At 70.2% G+C, this 2717-nt stretch carries 3 protein-coding genes; 1 reads left to right on the forward strand and 2 read right to left on the reverse strand.

What is annotated here, in order from left to right; genetic code table 11:
* Window positions 1-62: 62 nt before the first annotated feature.
* Together ABT085_RS45465 and ABT085_RS45470 are read right to left on the reverse strand one after the other, a co-directional pair.
* Window positions 63-356, reverse strand: coding sequence for a DUF3039 domain-containing protein (locus ABT085_RS45465; protein ID WP_351622890.1), 294 nt, complete (start codon window positions 354-356; stop codon window positions 63-65).
* Window positions 357-385: 29 nt separating this feature from the next.
* On the reverse strand, window positions 386-955 hold the full coding sequence (locus ABT085_RS45470) for a YqgE/AlgH family protein (RefSeq protein ID WP_152885050.1): 570 nt from the start codon (window positions 953-955) through the stop codon (window positions 386-388).
* Between the two features lie 251 nt (window positions 956-1206).
* Between ABT085_RS45470 and murA the strand changes: the two genes are divergently transcribed.
* The gene (gene murA, locus ABT085_RS45475; protein WP_351622893.1) at window positions 1207-2547 is read left to right on the forward strand and encodes a UDP-N-acetylglucosamine 1-carboxyvinyltransferase; all 1341 of its coding nucleotides are present in this window, start codon (window positions 1207-1209) and stop codon (window positions 2545-2547) included.
* Window positions 2548-2717 lie beyond the last annotated feature (170 nt).

Consider the following 2717-nt stretch of genomic DNA (forward strand, 5'->3'; position numbering starts at 1 on the left):
ACGGTCGGTGCGCCCCGGGGGCCTTCTGAACGTTCTAGGAGAATCCTGCGGACGAGGGGCTGCTACTTGCCGTCGCCGCCCTTGCCGCCACCCTTGCCGTCGCCGCCGGCGCCCATGGAGTCGTAGATCTCCTTGCACATCGGGCACACCGGGTACTTCTTCGGGTCGCGGCCCGGCACCCAGACCTTGCCGCACAGCGCTACGACGGGGGTCCCGTCGAGGGCGCTCGCCATGATCTTGTCCTTCTGGACGTAGTGGGCGAAGCGCTCGTGGTCACCGTCGCCGTGGGACACCTGGGGCGTCGGCTCTACGAGGGTTCCCGTACCAGTCCCGCGCTCGGGCTCGAGAGTGCTCATAGGCCCAAGGGTACTGAAGCTCCCCCGCATCAGTTGAGAGAAGGGTCGTCCGGATAGGTGGCGACCATCGCCAGTTCGTTTCGCTGACGGCGCAGGACCTCGCGCCAGAGCCGCTCGGGGGCCGGGGAGGAGACGTCGCCCGGTTCGGACTCGACGACGTACCAGGCGCCCTCGACCAGTTCGTCCTCCAGCTGGCCGGGCCCCCAGCCGGCGTAACCGGCGAAGATCCGCAGGGAGCCCAGGGCCGAGGCGAGCAGCTCCGGCGGGGCCTCCAGGTCCACCAGCCCGATCGCGCCGTGCACCCGGCGCCAGCCCAGCGGTGCCGCCGCCGAGCCGCCGCCCGGGATCACCGCGACGCCCAGCGCCGAGTCCAGGGAGACCGGGCCGCCCTGGAAGACCACACCGGGCTCGCCGGCCAGATCGGCCCAGCCCTCCAGGATGTCGCGCACCCCCACCGGCGTCGGACGGTTGAGGACGACACCGAGGGAGCCCTCCTCGTCGTGGTCGAGAAGGAGCACGACCGCACGGTCGAAGTTCGGGTCCGCCAGGGCGGGCGTCGCCACGAGCAGCCGCCCTGTGAGCGAGGACACCTCGGTCATGCCAGACATGATCCCGCATCCGCGCGCCGCATGGGGAGCCAATCAGGGCACGGGAGTGAAGGCAGCTCAGGGCGCACGGACGCATCCCACGCGCACAGCCGGGGCGGTGACCCCATGTGTCCGATTGGGAACGGTTCGTGTTGTGACACAGCTATGACCTGGCTGGGCGGTGCCTGGGCTTACGGGAGAGGGGTACGCGGCGATTACTCTGTCTCATCTCCACTGGCCCAACTCATCGGAACGCGAGATACATGACCGTCAACGACGATGTCCTGCTTGTCCACGGCGGAACCCCGCTGGAGGGCGAGATCCGTGTCCGCGGTGCGAAGAACCTCGTACCGAAGGCCATGGTCGCCGCGCTGCTGGGCAGCGAGCCGAGCCGTCTGCGCAATGTTCCCGACATCCGTGACGTGCGGGTCGTGCGCGGTCTGCTCCAGCTGCACGGCGTGACGGTCCGCCCCGGTGAGGAGCCGGGCGAGCTGGTGCTGGACCCGTCGCACGTGGAGAGCGCCAACGTCGCCGACATCGATGCCCACGCGGGTTCCAGCCGTATCCCGATCCTGTTCTGCGGCCCGCTGCTGCACCGTCTGGGTCACGCGTTCATCCCGGGCCTGGGCGGCTGCGACATCGGCGGGCGGCCCATCGACTTCCACTTCGAGGTGCTGCGGCAGTTCGGCGCGCGGATCGAGAAGCGCGAGGACGGCCAGTACCTGGAGGCGCCGACGCGGCTGCGCGGCACCAAGATCCGGCTGCCGTACCCGTCCGTGGGCGCGACCGAGCAGGTGCTGCTGACGGCGGTCCTCGCGGAGGGCGTCACCGAGCTGTCGAACGCGGCGGTGGAGCCGGAGATCGAGGACCTCATCTGCGTGCTGCAGAAGATGGGCGCGATCATCGCGATGGACACCGACCGCACGATCCGCATCACCGGCGTGGACTCGCTCGGCGGCTACACCCACGCGGCCCTGGCGGACCGCCTGGAGGCCGCCTCGTGGGCGTCCGCGGCGCTGGCCACCGAGGGCAACATCTACGTCCGCGGGGCCCAGCAGCGCTCGATGATGACGTTCCTCAACACCTACCGGAAGGTGGGGGGCGCGTTCGAGATCGACGACGAGGGCATCCGCTTCTGGCACCCGGGCGGCCAGCTGAAGTCCATCGCCCTGGAGACGGACGTGCACCCCGGCTTCCAGACGGACTGGCAGCAGCCCCTGGTGGTCGCGCTGACACAGGCCACCGGCCTGTCCATCATCCACGAGACGGTCTACGAGTCCCGGCTGGGCTTCACCTCCGCCCTGAACCAGATGGGCGCGCACATCCAGCTCTACCGCGAGTGCCTGGGCAGCTCCGACTGCCGCTTCGGCCAGCGCAACTTCCTGCACTCCGCGGTCGTCTCCGGCCCCACCAAGCTCCAGGGCGCCGACCTGGTCATCCCCGACCTGCGCGGCGGGTTCTCGTACCTCATCGCCGCCCTGGCGGCGCAGGGCACGTCCCGCGTGCACGGCATCGACCTGATCAACCGGGGCTACGAGAACTTCATGGAGAAGCTCGTGGAGCTGGGCGCGAAGGTCGAGCTGCCCGGCAAGGCACTCGGCTGACCCCAGCCCTTCCGCTCCGGCCCGGGCGGCACTTCCCCGGCCGGGGGTCCGGGGGTCGTCCCCCGGACAGGCACAGCATGGAGAAGCTCGTGGAGCTGGGCGCGAAGGTCGAGCTGCCCGGCAAGGCACTCGGCTAGCGTCCACGGCAGTACGTACGCCAATGGGGCGGC

The sequence above is a fragment of the Streptomyces sp. NPDC002265 genome (assembly GCF_040296125.1).
Classification (GTDB): Bacteria; Actinomycetota; Actinomycetes; order Streptomycetales; family Streptomycetaceae; genus Streptomyces.

Excerpts from the sequence above, each read along its gene's own strand:
- ABT085_RS45465 (WP_351622890.1), bottom strand. The coding sequence starts at position 356 with ATGAGCACTCTCGAGCCCGAGCGCGGGACTGGTACGGGAACCCTCGTA.
- ABT085_RS45470 (WP_152885050.1), bottom strand. The coding sequence starts at position 955 with ATGACCGAGGTGTCCTCGCTCACAGGGCGGCTGCTCGTGGCGACGCCC.
- murA (WP_351622893.1), top strand. The coding sequence starts at position 1,207 with ATGACCGTCAACGACGATGTCCTGCTTGTCCACGGCGGAACCCCGCTG.